At 58.6% G+C, this 19,409-nt stretch carries 16 protein-coding genes; 5 read left to right on the top strand and 11 right to left on the bottom strand.

Features of this window, described 5'->3' with window-relative positions; translation table 11 throughout:
- Positions 1-4 precede the first annotated feature (4 nt).
- From ACR0AZ_RS10520 to ACR0AZ_RS10510, 3 genes are read right to left on the bottom strand one after another with little or no spacing between them, the layout of a single operon-like run.
- On the bottom strand, positions 5-784 hold the full coding sequence (locus tag ACR0AZ_RS10520) for a carnitinyl-CoA dehydratase (protein ID WP_480658796.1): 780 nt from the start codon (positions 782-784) through the stop codon (positions 5-7).
- Between the two features lie 3 nt (positions 785-787).
- Complete coding sequence (locus tag ACR0AZ_RS10515; RefSeq protein WP_480667394.1) at positions 788-2,803, bottom strand: acetate--CoA ligase family protein; 2,016 nt, start codon at positions 2,801-2,803, stop codon at positions 788-790.
- A 2-nt stretch (positions 2,804-2,805) separates the two neighbouring features.
- Entirely contained in the window at positions 2,806-3,966 is a 1,161-nt protein-coding gene (locus tag ACR0AZ_RS10510) for an acyl-CoA dehydrogenase family protein (protein ID WP_480667393.1), read from the bottom strand.
- 97 nt (positions 3,967-4,063) lie between these two features.
- Between ACR0AZ_RS10510 and ACR0AZ_RS10505 the strand changes: the two genes are divergently transcribed.
- Positions 4,064-5,017 (top strand): GlxA family transcriptional regulator, encoded by a 954-nt coding sequence (locus ACR0AZ_RS10505; RefSeq protein ID WP_480472604.1) that lies wholly within the window; start codon positions 4,064-4,066, stop codon positions 5,015-5,017.
- Here ACR0AZ_RS10505 and ACR0AZ_RS10500 read toward each other — a convergent pair.
- Positions 4,984-7,419 (bottom strand): GcvT family protein, encoded by a 2,436-nt coding sequence (locus tag ACR0AZ_RS10500; protein ID WP_480472606.1) that lies wholly within the window; start codon positions 7,417-7,419, stop codon positions 4,984-4,986. The two genes, ACR0AZ_RS10505 and ACR0AZ_RS10500, sit on opposite strands and share 34 nt — an antisense overlap.
- 186 nt (positions 7,420-7,605) lie before the next feature.
- Between ACR0AZ_RS10500 and ACR0AZ_RS10495 the strand changes: the two genes are divergently transcribed.
- Positions 7,606-9,123, top strand: a complete 1,518-nt coding sequence (locus ACR0AZ_RS10495; RefSeq protein ID WP_480667392.1) for a trimethylamine methyltransferase family protein — start codon at positions 7,606-7,608, stop codon at positions 9,121-9,123.
- A gap of 11 nt (positions 9,124-9,134) precedes the next feature.
- Here ACR0AZ_RS10495 and ACR0AZ_RS10490 read toward each other — a convergent pair whose 3' ends face one another.
- From ACR0AZ_RS10490 to ACR0AZ_RS10470, 5 genes are all read right to left on the bottom strand, one after another.
- On the bottom strand, positions 9,135-10,109 hold the full coding sequence (locus tag ACR0AZ_RS10490; protein ID WP_480667391.1) for a LysR family transcriptional regulator: 975 nt from the start codon (positions 10,107-10,109) through the stop codon (positions 9,135-9,137).
- Positions 10,110-10,202: 93 nt separating this feature from the next.
- Positions 10,203-11,498: a histidinol dehydrogenase gene (gene hisD / locus ACR0AZ_RS10485; protein WP_480667390.1), complete on the bottom strand. Its 1,296-nt coding sequence runs from the start codon at positions 11,496-11,498 to the stop codon at positions 10,203-10,205.
- A 9-nt stretch (positions 11,499-11,507) separates the two neighbouring features.
- Positions 11,508-12,203 carry a cysteate racemase gene (gene cuyB / locus ACR0AZ_RS10480; RefSeq protein WP_480472614.1) on the bottom strand — a complete coding sequence of 232 codons (696 nt, stop codon included), beginning with the start codon at positions 12,201-12,203 and terminating at the stop codon, positions 11,508-11,510.
- A gap of 32 nt (positions 12,204-12,235) precedes the next feature.
- On the bottom strand, positions 12,236-13,249 hold the full coding sequence (gene cuyA / locus ACR0AZ_RS10475; RefSeq protein WP_480472616.1) for a D-cysteate sulfo-lyase: 1,014 nt from the start codon (positions 13,247-13,249) through the stop codon (positions 12,236-12,238).
- Between the two features lie 209 nt (positions 13,250-13,458).
- Positions 13,459-14,397: a LysR family transcriptional regulator gene (locus tag ACR0AZ_RS10470; RefSeq protein WP_480667389.1), complete on the bottom strand. Its 939-nt coding sequence runs from the start codon at positions 14,395-14,397 to the stop codon at positions 13,459-13,461.
- A 214-nt stretch (positions 14,398-14,611) separates the two neighbouring features.
- On the opposite strand from ACR0AZ_RS10470, the gene ACR0AZ_RS10465 reads away from it, so the two are divergent.
- From ACR0AZ_RS10465 to ACR0AZ_RS10455, 3 genes are all read left to right on the top strand, one after another.
- Entirely contained in the window at positions 14,612-15,607 is a 996-nt protein-coding gene (locus ACR0AZ_RS10465; protein WP_480472620.1) for a taurine ABC transporter substrate-binding protein, read from the top strand.
- A 74-nt stretch (positions 15,608-15,681) separates the two neighbouring features.
- Positions 15,682-16,488 carry a taurine ABC transporter ATP-binding protein gene (locus ACR0AZ_RS10460; protein WP_480472622.1) on the top strand — a complete coding sequence of 269 codons (807 nt, stop codon included), beginning with the start codon at positions 15,682-15,684 and terminating at the stop codon, positions 16,486-16,488.
- A complete protein-coding gene (locus tag ACR0AZ_RS10455; RefSeq protein ID WP_480472624.1) occupies positions 16,485-17,750 on the top strand; it encodes an ABC transporter permease in 1,266 nt (421 codons plus the stop codon). The genes ACR0AZ_RS10460 and ACR0AZ_RS10455 overlap by 4 nt, the downstream gene beginning before the upstream one ends.
- Before the next feature lie 49 nt (positions 17,751-17,799).
- On the opposite strand, the gene ACR0AZ_RS10450 is transcribed toward ACR0AZ_RS10455, so the two are convergent.
- Both ACR0AZ_RS10450 and ACR0AZ_RS10445 read right to left on the bottom strand, forming a co-directional pair.
- Entirely contained in the window at positions 17,800-18,465 is a 666-nt protein-coding gene (locus tag ACR0AZ_RS10450) for a D-lyxose/D-mannose family sugar isomerase (protein WP_480472626.1), read from the bottom strand.
- 13 nt (positions 18,466-18,478) lie between these two features.
- Positions 18,479-19,405, bottom strand: a complete 927-nt coding sequence (locus ACR0AZ_RS10445; RefSeq protein ID WP_480472628.1) for a carbohydrate kinase family protein — start codon at positions 19,403-19,405, stop codon at positions 18,479-18,481.
- Between the last annotated feature and the right edge of the window lie 4 nt (positions 19,406-19,409).

The raw sequence follows: 19,409 nt of genomic DNA, 5'->3' as shown, positions 1-19,409 counted from the left end.
CGGGCTACTTGCCCTTCCAGACCGGGTCGCGCTTTTCGGCAAAGGCCTTCGCGCCTTCCAACTGGTCTTCGCTTGCATAAAGCACATCAACCGTGCGCAACTGGCGCTTGGTGATGCGGTTCATGGTGTCTTGGAACTTGGCATCTTCAGCGTCACGCACGATCTCTTTGATCGCCGCATAGACAAGTGGCGGCCCCGAGGCGAGCAGGCGCGCCAGTTCCCAGGCGCGATCCATCAATTGATCGACCGCGATGATCTCATTCACCAGCCCCCAACGATTGGCCTCTTCGGCATCGAACCAGCGGCCAGTCAGCAGCAACTCCATCGCGATGTGATAGGGAATGCGCTTGGGCAGTTTGACACTCGCCGCGTCGGCCACCGTGCCTGAACGGATCTCGGGTAACGCAAAAGTGGCGTGATCAGCGGCCAGGATCATGTCTGCGGATAGAGCAAGTTCCAACCCGCCACCGCAGGCGATGCCATTAACGGCCGCGATGACCGGTTTGTTCAGGTCACGCAGTTCCTGCAGGCCGCCAAAGCCGCCAACACCGTAGTCCCCATCGACAGCATCGCCTTCGGCGGCGGCTTTCAGATCCCATCCCGGGCAGAAGAACTTCTCACCTGCGCCAGTCAGGATGACCACGCGCAACTCAGGATCGTCACGGAATTCAGCAAAGACATCGCCCATGATCCGGCTGGTAACCAGGTCGATCGCATTGGCCTTGGGCCGGTCCAGCGTCACCTCAAGGATCGCCCCTTCGCGGCGGGTTTTGATCGGGTCCATTTCTCAGGCCTTTCTGATAAGGGCGTCCACGGCCACCGCCTTGTCGGGCGTGCAGAGGAGCGGGTTAATCTCAACCTCGCCAAGCGTGTCGGCATTTTGCATGACATAGGCCTGAACGGCCTCAATCGCGGTGATGATCGCATCCATATCAGCCGCCGGTTGGCCGCGATAGCCCGCCAAAAGCGGCGCGATCTTCAGTTTGCCAAGGGCGGTTCGGATTTCATCGGAGGTACAGGGCAGCAGCAGCGATGCGGTATCACGCAGCACTTCGGTCAGGACGCCACCGGCACCCAGAGTCAGCACAAATCCATGCGCCGGATCGCGGACCACCCCGATAAGCAGTTCGGCGACCGTTCCAGCAATCATTTCTTCGATCAGTATCTCGCTCGTACCGATCTCGGCTGCAACCTCAGCGACGTCCTCGGCCTGAACGCCCAGCCGAACGGCGGCATGCTCGGACTTATGTGCAAGACCAACGCCTTTGACCGCGAAAGGTGCATCCATTTCCTGCGCCGCTGCACGTGCCTCGTCTGGCCCACCGATCGTGCGGTTCTGCGGGATGCGCAGACCGCATTGGGCCAGAGCCTTTTTGGATTCACCTTCGGTGAGCGTCCGGTTGGCCTCGGTTGTGCCCGGCAGCCAAACGGGGATTGCCGAGGGTGCTGCGATCTGCCCTGCCGCGCGAATGGCGGAGAGCGCTTCGGCCAGCCCCATGAAAGGCACGACTCCTCCGTCCATGAGCTCTTGCGCGACGTCTTCGGGCAAAAGCTCGGGCAGCGTAGCTGCGATGGCGAACCGAGTGCCGGTTTCAGCGCGCACCCTCAGGGCCGCCCGCGTGGCGCAGATCCAGTCGGTCGTGTCGGTGTTCGGGTAGTCGACAATCGAGACCGTCAGGTCAATGTCATCGTCGGTCATCCCGGCCCAAGCGTTCGCCATCGCCTCTTCGTCACGCCAGATATAGGTATGGTAATCCAGCGGATTGTTCAGCGCGACCATGGGGCCAAGCGCATCGCGCAGATGGGTTTTCTTTTTATCGGACAGACATGGGAAAGTCAGACCTGTACCAACGGCCATGTCGGCGATCAGACTGGCCTCACCGCCAGAACAACTGATCGAGGCGATGTTGCGGCCTGACAGCGGGCCATAGCAATGCAGCAGTTTTAGCGTTTCAAGGAAATCGGGCAGGGCGGACAGGCGCGGGATGCCGAGACGTTCAAGCAGGGCTTGCGCGCCTGCATCGCTGCCTGCCAAAGAAGCCGTGTGCGATACGGTTGCGGCCTGTGCCTGCTCGGACGCACCGACTTTGAGGGCTACCAGCGGAATGCCTTTGCGGTATGCTTTGGCAGCCAGAGCTTCCCACTCACGAATGTCCTTGAAACCTTCGACATGCAGCCCAACTGCAGTGACGCGTGGGTCGTCTAACAGAGCCGAAGCGATCCGGGCCTGACTGGTCTGTGCCATGTTCCCGCAGGCCACCATATAAGCAATTGGCAGCGCACGTTTTTGCATGGTCAGGTTGATCGAGATGTTCGAGCTTTGCGTCAGGATCGCAACGCCCTTATCGACAGGCGTAGCCCCATGCTGGTCCGGCCACAGCAAGGCTCCGTCCAGTGCATTGATGAAGCCATAGCAGTTCGGCCCCAGAATAGGCATGTCACCTGCAGCGGAAATCAGTTGCTGTTGCAGGTCGCCACCGGTTTCATCCTCTGCGGCTGCTTCCGAGAAGCCAGATGCGAAACACACCGCACCGCCGGCCCCCATGCTGGCCAATAGCTGAACCGCCTCAATCGTGGCGTGCCGGTTGATGCCGATGAAAACCGCATCCGGTGCCTCGGGCAGGTCTTCCAGACGGCCATAGACCTTGTGACCCGCAACATCAGCAGCCTTGGGATGCACAGGCCAGATGTGGCCCGCATAGCCCATGCGTTCAGATTGCTGAATGACTTGCTGACACCACGCGCCACCGCCAATCACAGCGATGGATTTGGGCCGCAGCAGCCGGGTGAGATCTTTGCTCATCGTCAGGCGCCCAGTGGACGCAGAAGATCGCGGCTGATGATGTGGCGTTGAATTTCGCTGGTGCCATCCCAGATGCGCTCGACCCGCGCGTCGCGCCAAAAACGCTCGATGGGGAAGTCATCCATCAGGCCCATACCGCCAAATATCTGCAACGTTGTGTCGGTGACACGTGCCAGCATTTCCGAGGCGTAGAGCTTGGCCGACGCGATTTCTCGGTTCGAGGGCAGATTTTCATCCAGACGCCACGCTGCAGAGAGGGTCAGCCAATCGGCGGCATCGATCTCGGTGATCATGTCGGCGATCTGGAAGCCTACACCCTGAAACTTGCCGATCGGCTGGCCGAATTGCTTGCGCTCGGCAGCGTAGTTCAGCGCATAGTCAAAGCAGCGACGCGCGCGCCCGACCGAAAAGGCCGCAACCGTCAGTCGGGTTGCGTAAAGCCATTCGTTCATCACGGCAAAGCCGCCATCCACCTCGCCCAGCACCTGCGCGTCAGGCAGGCGGCAATTGTCGAAATACAGAATGTAGTTCTTGTAACCCTTATGACTGACCGAGTTGTATCCCTCGCGCACCTCGAAGCCGGGTGTGCCGCGATCTACAAGGAACGTAGTGATCCGCTTTTTCGGCCCCTTCGGCGTCTCGTCGACGCCGGTGGCGATGAAGACGATGAAGAAATCCGCGTGTTCCGCGCCCGAGATGAAGTGTTTTGAGCCGTTGACAACCCAGTCCCCGCCGTCGCGCACGGCCTGACATTTCATCCCCCGCACGTCCGATCCCGCATCCGGTTCGGTCATCGCTAGCGCGTCCATCTTTTCGCCGCGCACGGCGGGCAGAAGGTAACGCTCGCGCTGTTCATCGTTACACGCCATCAGGATGTTCTGCGGGCGGCCAAAGAAATGGGTCAGCGCCATCGAGCCGCGACCCAGCTCGCGTTCGACCAGCGTGAAATCGAGATGCGACAAACCCGCGCCGCCAACCTCTTCCGGGAAGTTGCAGGCGTAGAACCCCAGATCGATGCACTTTTGTTTGATCTGTTCGCCCAGCTCGTTCGGGACCTGGCCGGTTCGTTCAACCTCGGCCTCATGCGGGTAGATTTCGTTCTCGACAAAGCTGCGAACAGTCGAGACGATCATTTCCTGTTCTTCGGACAAACCAAACTGCATGGTGCGTGTTCCCTTGATATCTGGTTGCCGATGAAACGAGATTGTCTGACTCGATGACATGCAGTATTCGTCAAATATCATGCGGGAATAGAAAAAGTTGACGCAGAGATATAACATTCTGCTGTTTGACGGGTTTTCGAACCACTGTCTGGCCAGTTTGGTTGAACCGCTGCGCGCGGCAAATACTCTGGCGGGGCAGAAGCTTTATGCGTGGCGATTCTATTCGCCGGATGGCGCATCGGTCCAAAGCTCTAGCGGATTGCGGGTGACGCCGGATGGCGCGCTGGGGATTGAGACCGGCAATACGCTGGTCGTCATGCCTTCTTACGGATATCTCGACCTTGCAATGCCCGAGACGTTGCGGGCTCTGCGGCGAGCGGCGACCCGGCATGTTAACCTGGCGGGTTTGGATACGGGTAGCTGGCTGCTCGCCCGTGCTGGCCTATTGGAAGGTCACCGCGCGACCATTCACTGGGATGAGCTTTCGCGGTTCGAAGAGGCCTTTCCTGAGGTCGATGCCGTGCAGGAACGCTATGTGATCGATCGCAACCGGATCACCTGTTCCGGCGCGATGGCGGCTTATGATTTGGCAACGGCACTGATCCTTGCGGACCACGGCCCGCTTTTATCGATGGAGGTCGCACATCTGTTGATGAACCGCGGTGAACCGGGCGCCGCTGCACTGCCGATGAAGTCCGGAGATAGTTTGGTGAACCGCGTTCTGAACATCATGCAGAAATCACTCGAGACGCCAGTGCAGATCAAGGAGATCGCACGGCAGCTGGGTTGTTCGCAGAAGAAGATCGAAAGCCGGGTACAAGCTGAGCTGGGAACAACGCCGCAGGCGCTCTACCGTCGCCTGCGTCTGAACCTGGCACGTAACCTGGCGACCGAGACGCAGCAATCGGTGGCCGAGATCGCCAGCCGATGCGGATATGAAAACGCGAGCGCTATGACACGGGCGTTTCGGTCTGAATTCGGGCTGACGCCGACGGCCTATCGGAATAGTGGGCAAGGTCAGGCGCGCATTCGCGAGAATTCCGGGTCGTAGGGTGAGGGCGTAATGACCTCTGCCTCGACAATCTCGCCGCACAGGTCGAGTTGCATTCGGCTGCCGGGGGCCGCGAAATCCGGCTCAACGAAGCCATAGGCAAGGTTCAATCCGGTACGGTGACCCCAATCACCTGACGTGATCGTGCCCACGACTTTGCCTGACGAGATCAAAGATGCGCCGCCATGCGCAGGCGCGTGGGTTGCGTCGATCTGCAGATTGACCAGCTTCTTGCGTGCGCCCTCCGCTTGACGTTTCATCAATGCGTCCCGGCCAATGAAGTCACCTTTGTTCAGCCTGATAAATCGGTCCAAACCGGTCTCGAATGGATCAAATTCGGTCAGCAGATCGGCTTTCCAGTGCAAAAAGCCCTTTTCCATCCGCATCGAATCCACCGCTCGCGCTCCGAACAGCTTCAACCCATGCGCGTTCCCGGCCTGCCGCAGGGCGAGGTAGGCCGCATAAAGTGAACCATTGGGGACGTGGATTTCATATGCCAATTCGCCTGAGAAGCTGATGTTCAGCACCGTAGCCGGAGCGATGCCGACAAAACACTCGCGCACGGACAGCCAGGGGAAGCTGTCGCGGGACCAGTCGCCGCGCGCGCAGGCTGACAAGACATCACGTGCTTTGGGGCCCGCGAGCACCAGAATGGTCTGATCATTGGTCAGTGCTTTCAGCTGCACATCCTCTTCGTCAGACAGATGTGCCTGCAACCAGTCCATATCGTGATATTCACTGGCCGCGGCCGAGCCGTACCAAACCCGCGCCGGGCCACGATCACTGGCGGGCAGGTTGGCGATGGTGGCCTCAGCCTTGACCATGCCATGGTGGTTGAGCAGATAGCCTAGCCCCACGCGCCCTTCGCGCTTTGTCACCGCACCGCAGAGCATCCGGTCGAGAAACTTGTGACGATCCGCGCCCGTGATCTCGATACGGTTGAAGCCGTTGACTTCGGTCAGGCCGACATTGGTTTGAATGTTCTGAACCTCGGCTGCAACCAGATCAAAGGCCTCATCGAAATTGAAACTCAGCGAGGGATGAAACTCGGGTGACGGCTTGACGTAATCAACCCGTTCCCACCCATTCACAACAGTGAATTCTGCCCCTTCGGCTGCGAAAACAGGCATCAACGGTGTAGTCTTGGCCGGGCGGCCCGCGGGGCGGTGTTCATAGGGGAAGTGAAAGCGGAATTCGTTCTGGTAGTCCTCGATGGCTTTCAGCGCGGTTAGTTCCACATTCGTGTGACCTGTGAAACGGCGCGGGTCGAGGCACCATGTGTCATAGCAGGCCTCACCATGCACGATCTGCTGCGCCAGCAGCCAGCCATGGCCGCCACCTTCGCCCAACCCTGCGCGCAGACCAATGATGCAGAAGGCGTTGCGTTTGCCGGGGATCGGGCCGACCAGCGGCGCGCCGTCAATCGTGTAAGTGATGGGGCCGTTGACGACGGTGTGAATTCCCACCTCCATCAGCGCGGGCATACGGGCAAAGGCGCCTTCCAGCACATCGGTGACCCGGTCCAGATCATCCGGACACAAGGCGTTGACGAAGTTTGGATCAATCCCGTCCATGCCCCAGGTTTTGCAATCCTGTTCATAGAACCCGACCAGCAATCCGTTCTTTTCCTGACGGCAGTAGTAATCGCTGATCGGACAGCGCAGCAGGGGCATCCGGTGCCCCGCTTCGCGGATAGTCGGGATTTCTTCGGTCAGAAAATACTGATGCTCCATCGATGCGACAGGGTGGTGCACGCCCATCATGGCACCGACCTCGTTCACACGATACCCGCAGGCGTTCACCACGATATCGCAGTCAATGTCACCATGTTCGGTGTGCACGGTCCATGTGTCGTCCTTATGCTGGGTCAGCGCAGTGACCGGCGTGTTCCGATATACCTCGGCCCCGGCTTTGCGTGCGCGGCGGGCCAAGGCCTGACACAACTGCGCCGGGTCTATGTCGCCATCCAGCGGATCCCAGAGCCCGCCCAGCAGGTTCTCGGTTGAGATCAACGGATGACGGCGGGCGCATTCTTCGGCGTCGATCACCTCGAAATGAACATTCATCCCGCGCGCCATGGACGCGAAATGTCGATATCCCTGCATCTGCTCCGGCGTATCGGCCAGCCGGATACCACCGTCGCCGTGATGGTAGTTGATCGGATAATCCGGGTCCTCGGCCAGTTCCTTGTACAGGTTGATCGAATGGGTCTTGAGCCCGACCATGGTCTGATTCATGCCGAAATTGGTCACTTGCGCAGCAGAATGCCAGGTTGTGCCGCTGGTCAGCTCGTTGCGCTCAACCAGTACAACATCGCTCCATCCTTCACGGGTCAGGTGATAGAGCGTTGAGCATCCGGCGATGCCGCCTCCGATGACAACCACCTTGGTACGCGATTTCATGCAAGAACCCTCCGGCTGGTTTTCCGGAATTAGTCCGGCGCATGTGTGGGTTTTCAAGCGATTGGGCGTTTTTACGCAGAATATCGAAGATTGATCTTGAGATAATCGTAGAAAGGTAATTCCCGTTGAATCCGGACAGTCGAGATCCTTTGAATAAAGTCATTACATCATGTTGAAAGGACTGCGATGGAAGCGCGGCAGGGAAAGCGGGCAGGGCGAAAGGGCCGTCTTGCACAACGGGCGGAAAAGCCTGCGCTTGATCCGTGCCCACCGGGACAGCCCGGCGGCAGTTATAAACCCCTGACCGACGCTGAGCTGCAGCGTATTTATTCCACCGCGCTCGATCTGCTCGACAGGTTGGGAATGGGCGAGGTGCCGCCGCGGCTGCACGCAGATCTTTTGGCGATCGGTGCGCGCGACACTGGCGAGGGTAGGGTGACCTTCTCGCCGCAGCTTGTAGAGCAAGCCATCGATCAGGCCGCCAAAACCTTTGTGCTTCACGGGCGGGATGAGACGCGTTCGATCGAGGTGGGCGGCAATCGCGTGCATTTCGGAACCGGTGGGGCGGCGGTTCAGACGCTTGATCCGGACACGGGCCTCTATCGCCCGTCGACCCTGCAGGATTTGCATGATTTCACACGGCTTCAGGATGTGTTGGCCAATGTCAGCTGGTTTACCCGCTGCTGCGTTGCCACTGACGTACCTGAGACCTTCGATCTGGACGTAAACACCGCTTATGCGCTGATAAAGAACACCACCAAGCCTACGGCAACTTCCTTCACATTGGCCGCGCATGTCGCCCCCATCGTCGAGATGTTGGACATCGCCGCAGGTGGCCCGGGCGAATTCTCGAAACGCCCTTTCATGAAGGCGCATATCAGCCCCGTGATCTCGCCGATGCGCTATGGTGAAGATGCGGTAGATGTCGTCTATGCCTGTGTCGAACACAATATCCCAATGTCTTGTATCACCGCCGCGCAGGCGGGGGCCACGGCACCTGCGACTTTGGCTGGGTTTCTGGCCCAATCTCTGGCCGAGACCTTGGCCAGCCTGGTGATGGTTCACGCAATCCAACCCGGATTTCCGATGGTGTTCTCTAACTGGCCTTTGGTGATCGACCTGCGTACCGGCGCGTTTTCGGGTGGGAGTGGTGAAACCGCGGTGCTGAACGCTGCCTCTGCTCAATTGTCGAACTGGTTGGGGCTGCCTTCGGGCGTGGCCTGTTCGATGACAGACGCGAAAGCCATAGATGCGCAATACGGGATGGAGAAGGGGCTGACCTCGATGGCCGCAGCGCTGGCGGGCGGTAATCTGATCTACGAAAGTTCCGGCATGACGGCGTCTCTGTTGGGGGCGAGCTTCGAGGGCTTTGTGCTGGATGACGAAATGCATTCGAACACCTATCGCGCCCTGCGGGGTATCGAGGTGACGGACGACAATCTGGGCTTTGAAGCTATTTGCGAGGCGGTTTTGGGCGAGGGGCACTTTTTGGGTGGGCAGCATACCTTCGCCGCGATGGAACGGGATTATTTTTACCCGTCATTAGCCGACCGGGACGAGCCCCGGACATGGGCCGAAAATGGTGCGCTTGATGCCTGGTCCCGTGCGCGCCTGAAGGCGCAGGAAATCTTGCGGGATCACCGTCCCAACTATCTGACGCCCGAGCAGGACCGCCTGATCCGAGCGCGCTTCAATATCCTTTGAGCAAGGGCGGATTACTCGACCAGATCGAAACGATCAGTGAGCCAAGGGTTATCCGCATGAAGGGGTGCAAGGATGCGATCCCGGATCAGCGCGCGTGTTTTGGTGTCGACCAGCTCAATCACCGAGCGGGAACAATCCGGTGTCGCAACCAGGGCAAGCGTGCGTGAAAAGCTCTTTCCCGGGAAGGGGTGCATTTTCAGCTTTGGCTGAAACCGTTTGGCGCGCGAATACAAGAGTGGTGTCGTGATGGTCCAGCCGGCCCCGGCTGAAACCATGGACATCAGGGTCTGATTATTGCTGCACTCAAACCTGTGGGGCGGGGAAAACCCCATCCGGCGTAGCTGCGATTCAATCTGCCGCGCAATGATGAGTGAATTGGAAAACCGCAGGAACGGCAATTTCGTGCGCCCTTCGACGATATCGGTCAACGACTCGTCATTTACCTTTGGCAGAACGATGACAAACGGATCGCTTAAAAGGGGGCGGTCCTGAAGATCGCGCATTTTTTCGGTGGGTGTGGTTGAGATTCCCACATCCAATTGCCGGTCGCGCAGCATCTCGATGATCGCGTGGCTGGTGTCTGTGTGATACAGAAAATCGCAGGCGGGCATGTTGGCCGATAGGAATACAGCAAGCTCGGGAATGATGTCGCTGTCAAAATCTTCGATTGTGCCAAAGCGCAGATAGCTGGCCTCGGCAATGCTGCCTGCCGAGGCTTCGGCCTTGGCCTTGCGGATCAGATGCAGCGCGTCATCGATATTGCGCAGGAAGACATGGCCCTTTGGCGTCAGCACCATGGGGCGGCGCGCATGATTGAACAACTCGACGCCCAGATGATCCTCGAGATTGCGCAAATGGTGCGAGATTGTGCTGATGGTCAGCCCGGTTTCCTTCGCTGCTGCCTGCAGCGAGCCTTTCTGCGCGCAGATCTGAAACAATTCCAGCCACTTGAGGCTTAGGTCCTTGGGAGCAGTCTGGCGTGGCATCCGAGTCGTCTCGTTGGGGTTTGGTCAAATATGATCAAATTATGAGAGTCTTGCTATCAAAATTTCTCAAATCAGATCGCATGACGACTGCCCCTATGTCGTAACAGGCGTGACGGCTTCGTGTTTGGACAAACGCATCTCAGCGGCGCGCGCATGGCCCTCCATACCCTCCATTCGGCTGATCCGGGCAGTGCGTCGGGCCAGCTCGTGCGAGGCCATAGGCGTGCAACGTTGCCACGTCACCGTCTTGGTAAATTTGTGGACGGACAGGCCTCCGGTATAGCGCGCGGCGCCGCTGGTCGGCAGCACGTGGTTCGGACCCGAAGTTTTATCGCCGAATGATACGGTCGTCTCGGCCCCAAGAAACAACGAGCCATAGGCCGACAGCTGATCCAGCCACCAGTCCAGATCCTCGGCCATGACCTGCAGGTGTTCCGGCGCGTAGTCATCTGCCACTCGGGCCGCCTCCTCTCGCGTGTCACATAGGATCACTTCGGCCCGATCCCGCCATGCCAACCGCGCGGCTAAGGCATTGGATTCAGGCAGGCTGTGGATCAACGCATCCACGCGCGCAATCACCCCGTGTGCCAGCGCCTTGTCGGTGCTGACGAGCCAGACCGGGCTGTCCATGCCATGCTCGGCTTGACTAACCAGATCCCACGCAACAGTTTCGACGGATGCGGTGTGATCCGCGATCACCAGAGAATCCGTAGGCCCGGCGAACATATCGATACCCACCTTGCCGAACAGCATCCGCTTCGCCTCGGCCACATAGGCGTTTCCGGGGCCGACCAGAATGTCCGCAGGTCGCGCTCCGAACAGTCCATGCGCCATGGCGGCAATCCCCTGAACGCCGCCAAGGTTCAGGATCAGGTCGGCCCCGGCGAGGTCCATCGCATAGACGATTGCATCGGGAATACCCGCCTCGGGGCGGGGCGGAGAGACCGCGGTGATATGAGGCACCCCGGCGACCTTGGCCGTTGTGATGGTCATCAGAGCGCTGGCAATATGGCTATATCTTCCACCGGGCACATAGCAGCCCGCGCTCGAGATCGGGATTTGCTTTTGCCCAGCGATCAGGCCCGGCATCACCTCGATCTCGCACTCTTGTACCGTGGTCATTTGTGCCTCGGCAAAGCGACGGATGTTGGCGTGGGCAAAGCGAATATCTTCTTTGACCGTATCGGGTACGCGGTCGCAGGCAGCTTTGCGCGCCGTCTCGGACAGGACGAAATCTCCGGTCCAGCCGTCGAGCTTTTCGGCATAGCGCCGCACCGCCTCTTCACCCTCGCGTTCGATGTTTGACAGCATGATCGACACGATGTCGTGGATATCGGTGTTCTCTGTTTCCGGGCGGGGTTCGGCGGTTTTCAGATAGGAGACGGCCATGAGGGTACCTCAACTGGGCAGGTAATGGGCGTGAATGGCGTTGGCCAGAACGTCGACGGTATCAAGGACGGGCACTTCCGAAGAAAGCGTACGCGTGAGGAGCGAAAACTCGGAACAAGCCACGAGCAGCAATTGGGCACCATGCCCGGTCAGGTCTGCCGTGGCGGCAGAGAGCGTTTCGTGTGTTGCCGGGATCGCCCCGTCTGCCTTGATTTGCCGGATTGCATTCAGCATCTGGTCTTCGTTTTTCGGCCAGAGCGCCGAAAGACCTACCCGCTCCAATGAAGCGTCGAACACTCCGGCTTTACGCATCGCCGGCGAGGCCAGGATGCCGAGGCATCCGCCGTCAGGCAGCGCCTGAGCCGCCTGTTCAATCGACAGATCGACCATGTGCAGAAATGGGATCGAGATCGCCTGTTCGATCTGCCCCGCATAATGATGCGCGGTATTGCAGGGCATGGCCAGTGCCGTCGCGCCCGATCGTTCCAGCCCCCGCGCCATGTTGGCCAGAACCGGGCCGGGATCAGCGCCGGTCCCTTCGATCAGATGGGCGATGCGTGAGGGGACCTGCGGGTTCATGTCGATCAGCAAGGGCAAATGATCCGCATCATCCTGCGCTTGCACCGTGCCCAGCAGGCGTTGTTGCAATAGGATTGTCGCCTCGGGGCCCATGCCGCCCAATATGCCCACGACCCGGCGGGTCATGCGGGAACCTGGTAGAAGACACTCGCCAGCATTTACAGATTGACCCAACGATCCGAGTGATCGAAAGCGAAATCATAACCGAACAGACCAACAGAACCTCCGGTATGGAGGAACACCAGACGCTCGCCTTTGAACGTGCCCTTCCGGGCCAGATCGATCAAACCTGCGGCACCTTTGGCGGAATAGACCGGGTCCAGCAGAATACCTTCAAGCTCCGCAAACATCCGGATCGCCTCAATCCCGCTTTCGGTCGGCAGACCGTAGCCTTCACCCACATAGTCCGTATTGGCCATCACATCTTCGCGGCTCACGACGCCTGAGCAGCCCAGTTTTTCAGCTGTCTTGCAGGCCAGATCATAGACCATATGTTCTTGCTTGGGTTGCGGTGCACGGGTGCCGATGCCCAGCACGGGGATGCCGGTGTTCATGGCGCAAAGCCCGGTTACCAGTCCGGCCTGCGTGCCAGAAGAGCCGGTGGCATGCACCACGCGGTCAATCTGCAAGTCAGCATCATTGGCCTGACTAACCATTTCCAACGCACAATTGACGTACCCCAGTGCACCCGTCGGGTTCGAACCGCCGCCAGGGATCACATAGACCTTGTGCCCCTCGGCGCGATTCTTTTCTGCGGCGCGCTCCATCTCGGCGGGCATATCGTGGCCACCGGGAAATTTCTCGGTCGTGGCACCATGCAGATGATCCAGCAGCACGTTGCCGTTATTGTTGTAATTGGCGTTGTTATAGCTGGTGCGGTCCTCCAGCAGGATATGACATTTCAAACCCAATCGGGCAGCAAAAGCTGCCGTCTGGCGCGCATGGTTGGACTGGGTTGCACCCTGCGTCATCACCATACCCGCGCCCTGTTCCAGAGCCTCACCAAACAGGAATTCAAGCTTGCGGGTCTTGTTGCCCCCGGTCGACATCCCGGTGCAGTCGTCGCGCTTGATCCAGATCTCGACCCCCAATGCGTCGGAAAGACGTTTCATCGGCTCCAGCGGAGTCGGCAGATGGGCAAGAAAAACGCGTGGGAAACGAGAAAGGTGCATCAAGCTGTCCTGATCTGAACCCTGAGCCGGTTGTGGGGTCAACGGGCGAATGGGTCATAGGTTGGATTTCGGGTTCGGCTGCAGCCAGACTATGGGCCGCATGTTCGAAGTTTATCAGAGCTTACAGCGCCCGTCGGTCAAGCATCGCGTTTCCGGTTTCGAAAAACCCGGAAGATAACTTCGATATTCCGCGATTGATTGAGGGTCGTTCATTCAGAAGTCATCGGGAGGGTGCGAAAATCGTTCTTCAGCCACGAGAACTTCACCGTCATTGGCTCGGTTACGTGCTGGCGGATCAGATTATACAAAGTGTTGTGCAGCAATCGTGTTGTGGTTGGTGGATAGACGCTGGTGGTAAACAGCGACACGGTCCGTGCGAAGCTTTTCCCGGGAAAGGGCACGGCGCGCGTGTCCTCGTGGAATCTGCGCGCGCGATAATAACTAGCAGCGGTCGTGACCGCCCAGCCACTGCCTTCGGCGACAAGCCCAATGATGGACTGATTACACTCAAGCTCGAACCGGTTCGGCAGGCTGATCTTGCTGCGGGTCAGCTGGCTTTCGATCAGTTTTCCAATGGTGTGGTCCCGAGAATACCGCAACAATGGCAAGGAGGTCTCTGAATCAAGCAGCTCTTCAACCGGGCCTTTGAACGAGGGTGGCAAAATCACAATGAACGGGTCTCTGAGCAGTGGAAATTCCATCAACCCCTCAGCATGACCTGAGGGGCGCGTGGCCACACCTGCATCCAGTTTCTGGGATTGCAACTTGTCTATGATTTCGTGGCTGGGGCGAGTGAAATGGCGGAAACTGCACCTCGGCAACGAAGCTGACAGATGCCGGAAAAGCTCGGGTGCGACCCGGCTGTCGAAGTCGTCGATCAGACCCAGCCGCAGATCAGTTGCGTGTTGCCAAGTACCCGAGCGCAGTTCAGCCTCGCCACGTTTCAGGGCCATCAACCCCTCCCGAACATGGCGCGAGAACACGGTTCCGGCAGGGGTCAGACCCATGGGGCGACGGCTGTGATCAACCAGTTCGACATCCAGCGCCTTCTCTAAGCTGCGCAGATGGTTCGACACGGTGCTGATCGACAAACCGGTTTCGGCCGAAACCTTCTGGATTGATCCAAGCTTGGAAATAAGTTGAAACACCTCCAGCCATCTGAGACTGAGTGATTTTTGTGGCATCCAAGCGCTCCTGATCTGTGACTGATTAGGCTAAAGCGAAACAAAGTTTCGCTTTTTCCGCAACAAGATTTTTATTTCACGATTCCGCCCGCCTGCGACTATGGTTTTCCCACTGTTTCGCAGGTCGAAGTTTCGCAATAATCGGGCTGACGAAACCAGCAGGGAGAAAGTAGTCAAAATGATCAAGAGAAAACTGCTCACAACCACCTTTGCCGGCATTGCTGCACTAACCGCTTCGCAAGCGGCGGCGCTGGATGAGATTACGGTTGCGTATTTCCTGGAATGGCCGATGCCGTTCCAATATGCCAAGGCAAACGGAACCTATGAAGAAGAGCTTGGTGTAAAGATCAACTGGGTGTCCTTCGACACTGGTACGGCGATGTCCGCAGCGATGGCGTCGGGCGACGTACAGATCGCGGTCAGTCAGGGCGTACCGCCCTTCGTGGTCACCACGTCGGCAGGACAGGATATTCAGATCGTCGATGTCGCGGTCAGCTATTCGGACAACGACAACTGCGTCGTCGCAGAAGCGTTGGAGATCGACAAAGGCAACGCGGGCGAGTTGAACGGCAAGAAAGTTGGCGTTCCGATCGGTACGGCGGCGCATTACGGCTTCCTCTCCCAGATGGGTCATTTCGGCGTGGATGTCGGTTCGATGGAGATCGTTGACATGGCACCCGCAGATGGCGCGGCGGCCTTTGCGCAGGGCAACCTGGACATGGTCTGCGGCTGGGGCGGCGCGCTGCGTCGCATGGTCGAGCATGGCAATATCCTGCTGACCGGCGCTGAAAAAGAAGAGCTTGGCATCCTGGTCTTCGACGTGACCAGCGCCCCGTCAGGCTTTATCGAGGAAGAGCCCGAGCTTCTGTCCAAGTTCCTGAAAGTCACCGCAGACGCCAATGCGAAATGGAATGCAGGTGACAGCAAGGACGAAATGCTGCCGGTGATCGCCAAGGATGCTGGTATGGATCCCGCGGATGCCGAGGCAACCATCGCCACCTTCTCCTTCCCATCGGTTGAGGAGCAGTTGTCCGAGAAATGGCTGGGCGGCGGCGCGCAGGACTTCATGAAGGGTGTGGCCAACGTTTTCGTTTCGGCAGGCAGCATCGAGTCGGCGCTGGATTCGTATGATGGTGCCGTGAATGCAGCACCACTTGCGGCGGCAGGTAACTAAAACTCACAAGTCGCCAATTAAGACCGGCCCCACAGAGGGCCGGTCAACAGATATGCACGCAGGAAGGATACAGGATGCCTGAACTGGACATTGTCGATTTGTCCATGCGTTTCGACCTACCCAACGGCTCATCGGTGCAGGCACTACAGGATGTTTCGCTCAGCCTGAAAGAAGGCGAGCTGATGTCGGTGCTTGGCCCATCGGGCTGCGGCAAGACCACGCTTCTCAATATCGTTGCGGGATTTCTGGCCCCTACATCGGGTAAAATCGAACTGAACGGTCACCTCGTCGAAGGACCGGACGCTGAACGTGGAATGGTTTTCCAGAAAGGCGCCTTGTTCGAATGGATGAACGTGCGCGAGAATGTCGATTTCGGTCCCCGTATGAAAGGGATGCCTAAGGCCGAACGCGACCAGATCTCGGATCATCTGCTCGAAGTCGTGGGTTTGCAGGATTTCAAGGACAAGGCGGTCTACGAATTGTCTGGCGGTATGCAACAGCGCGTGGCGCTGGCGCGGTGTTTGGCCAACGAGCCGGACGTTATCCTGATGGACGAACCTCTGGGCGCTCTGGACGCGCTGACGCGCGAAAAGATGCAGGGCCTTGTTCTGAAACTCTGGAAGGAAACCGGCAAGACGATCATTCTGATCACCCACTCGGTCGAAGAGGCCCTTTTGCTGGGCGAGCGTCTGATCGTGATGGCACCCCGGCCCGGACGAATTCATCGCGAATACAACCTGCCGTTCGCCGAGCGCGGCGTGAACGCGGATCTGCGGGACGTGAAGAAATCCGAAGGGTTCGCAGAAAAACGCGATGAGATTCTCTCGATGATCTGGGAGATGGAAGAAGAAATTATGGGTCGGACGGAGCAGGCATCATGATTGTACTTCTGTTTTACATTGGCCTGTTTGGCGGCGCGTTCTTCATCGTCTACGCGATGCGTCGGGGATTGCAGTCACGTCAGGACTTCACCAGCCTGAAAACGGTAACTTTTGGCGATGAAAGCGCGGTTCGTGCGGATCGGGCGGCGTCAATCATCTCGGTCCTCGTAATCTTTGTGATCTGGGCCGCGTTCACGGGGTCAAAACTGTTCCCGATCCATGTGCCCGGACCCTTTGTGGGCGAAACGCAATTCACCTACACTCTGGAGAATGCGGATGGCACCACGGACGAGGCGACCGTCTTTGTCCGCGTCCCCGCATTTGGTGAAGAGGCCGAAAAGTTCGAGGTCGAGCCTGGAAGCGGCTTTGCCAAGGATGATGCCTTTGCGGCACCTGCGGGCCGGTCTTCCACCATTCTGTTCGACAAAAACGACGACGCCAAACGCGCGGATGGCGCGAAAATCATCGCCATCAATGGCACGCCCATTGGCCCGGATGATGCGGTGGATACAGGTGATGGTACTGTTACTCTGACCGGGAAAGGCGCGATCAGCTTTACGCCCGATCAGGGCCTGCAGATGAACCCGATCTGGCTGCCTGCACCGGAAACCGTCGTTGCGCGTTTCTTTGAAATTGCCAGCGAGGGCTACCAGAACTTCTCGCTGTGGCAGCACCTGGGCTGGTCACTGCTCCGCGTGATCGCAGGCTTTGTAGCAGGTGCACTGGTGGGCATCCCGCTGGGCTATGCAATGGGCCTGTCCGGCTGGTTCCGCGGCTGGTTCGACCCGATCGTCGAATTCATGCGTCCGGTTCCGCCTTTGGCGCTGATCCCGCTGGTTATCATCTGGTTCGGCATCTGGGAAACAGGAAAGATCGTTCTGCTGTTCCTGGCGGCGCTTTGGATCATGACCATCGCTGCGCGGGCAGGGGTTTCCGGGGTGAACATCTCGAAAATCCACGCCGCCTATTCGCTGGGCGCTTCTAAGTGGCAGATCATGCGTTATGTGATCGTACCCAACTCTCTGCCCGAGATATTCACGGGCGCACGGGTCGCGATGGGCGTTTGCTGGGGCACGGTTGTTGCTGCTGAACTGGTGGCAGCCCAGAAAGGCGCCGGGATGATGATCATCGCCGCGTCGAAATTCCAGCTGACCGACATCGTGATCATGGGCATCGTGATGATCGGTATCATCGGCTACGGCATCGATATCCTGATGCGCAAGGCTGAAAACTGGCTGGTGCCGTGGAAAGGCCGCAGCTGATCTGTCGGATCATGGCATAGAAACGGCTCCCGAATATTTCGGGGGTCGTTCAGTAATCGGATACCAGCAGAAAATCCGGAGTCGCGTCTTCCTCAATGGTCGCAAATCGCGGGATCGGATCTTCGAACACATTGTCTGTACGATCGTCGTTGACAGTCGAGACCTCACCAATCAGGCAATCGCCCTGTTCGGCCCAGAACGCATGCCAGATGCCGGGCATCAGGGTGACGCTTTGACCAGGTTTCAGGCGCAATAGCTCTCCAGGCTGAATGATGACCGGGCAACCGTCGCTCGGGACAACAACAGGCGTTTCACGATCGATGCCACCGTCGGGATCTGAGGCGTAGATCTCCATCACGAGATCACCGCCCCCACGGTTGATGATGTCTTCGGCTTTCAGGATGTGGCGGTGCATGGGCGACAGTTGTTTATCGCGCGAAATCAGAAGTTTCTCGGCATAAAGCATGCCGCGCCCTTGGCTCAAGTCGTCTACGTCTCCGTTGCGCAGGGTGAAGAGGAACAGCCCAAGCTCATCGAACCGACCTTGTCCATAGTCGGTGATATCCCAGCCCAGCCCTCGGTTGCGAATGCCTGCAGCCTTGTCGCTGCGCATCTCATCGGGTGACCAATCGGAAAAAGGTGGCAACACCGCCCCGAATGACTGGATAAAGCGTTGTGCATCGGCCTTGATGTTGTTGATATCGGATCGTTTCATGGTCGTATGCCTATCAAAGTTCATGCGCCCAGGGCGGGTTTGCCCCGGCGCGGGAGACAGTTACAGCGGCTACCTGCGCGCCCAGTTCAAGTGCGGCCTTCATGCTGTCTGCCGAAAGGGTCCGTAGCGCCGGTTTGTTCAGGTGGCCGGTTTGCTCAAGCTGAGCGAGAACGCCTGCGTTGAAAGTATCGCCGGCACCAACGGTATCGACGACGTCGACCTTTTGCACCGGGACCGAGACCTCGGAACCGTCGGCAAGATAACCCGTCGCGCCGTCACCGCCTCGGGTGACGATCACAACCGCCGGTCCGGCTTGCAGCAGCAGCGGGATTTTCTCGGCATGAGTTTCCGGGCCTGGGATGATCCAGTCGAGGTCTTCATCCGAAACCTTGACGATATCGGCCAGAGCGATCATCCGGTTCAGACGGGTGCGGTATCGCGTCTGATCTTTGATGAATCCCGGTCGGATGTTTGGGTCCAGCATCACCGCGCGATCCGAGCCGTGACGCTCTAGAAGCGCGGCATAAGCATCAGCGCAGGGTTCACAGGCAAGGCTGATCCCTCCAAAATACAGCGCTGAGACCCCCGTTAGCTGGTCCGGCATGTCGTCGGGACGTAGCATCCGACCGGCTGAGTTTTCGTCAACAAAACTATAGCTCGCGTGGCCGTCCTGCAGCTGCACAAAGGCCAATGTCGTGGGGCGATCCGAGCGAATGATGTGATTGGTCGAGACATGGCTGATCTGCAGTGCGGCAGTCAGTTGCTCGCCGAACATATCCGTCGAGAGGCCGGTCAACAGCCCGGTCTGAACGCCCAACCGTCCCAGTGCAATTGCCGTGTTGAAGATGGCCCCGCCGGAATGCGGTACAAACCCCTGTTCACCCGAAACAGTGGGCGCGGCAATCATGTCGATCAGGGCTTCTCCGCAGCACAGGATCATTCCG

Source organism: Ruegeria sp. BE3 (assembly GCF_056538865.1).
Note: the sequence above shows the minus strand (reverse complement) of the source record. Positions and strands in the feature narration are given on the sequence as shown.